This window comes from Lactobacillus sp. C449L, from assembly GCF_059900815.1.
Map to the genome: position 1 here is coordinate 1 of NZ_JBWXGA010000048.1, position 624 is coordinate 624.

Genomic DNA, 624 nt, shown 5'->3' on the forward strand with positions numbered 1-624 from the left:
GCTCGGCATCAAGGACGAGGCGCGCAAGGCGGCGGCGGTGCTCGGCGCCAATTTCCCCAATACCAAATGGTATGAGCGGGCGTACAAGCTCGTGCAGGAGCATGCGCCGGCCGCCTGAACGGCCGCCCCCACCAGATGACCCGCCTTCCGTAACCCCCTGCGATCACGGGGGTAAAGCTGGGTTGAACAACCGGAATGTCGTCTGGTTCCTTGCGGTTTCTCCGATATTTTCCGCTGAATCGCGCTCCAATAGCGTCCAGCCTGTTCAAGAACGCCCGCACGGCATGTCTTGATACAATAGATGCGGCGGGCACCAGGTGAGGAGCTGCGCCCATGCCCGCGCAAGTGATCGATCGCGCGACTGGTGAAATCCGGTCAGTCGACTCCAATGTTATTGCACTGACGGCCCCGGCTATTGTCAGGCTTGACCTCGATAGAGCGGATCTAGCTTCGACGGAGCGCCAGGCGAACGATCTTGTCGTTCACCTGAAATCGGGCGAGACGATCCGCATCGCGAACTTCTATGCGCCGGGCGGGGCTGCCGCCAGCGAGCTTGTCCTGGACGAGGGCCAAGGCGGGCTCTGGCTCGTCCGACCCAACCTCCAATTCTCGTCCCTGGAAGAT

The 624-nt window shown here is 61.7% G+C and carries 1 protein-coding gene; it reads left to right on the top strand.

The window, feature by feature from the left end:
* Nucleotides 1-333: 333 nt before the first annotated feature.
* Nucleotides 334-624 (top strand): BapA/Bap/LapF family prefix-like domain-containing protein (locus tag AC2JF9_RS08195; RefSeq protein ID WP_500726812.1); only part of this gene is annotated, 291 nt, incomplete at its 3' end.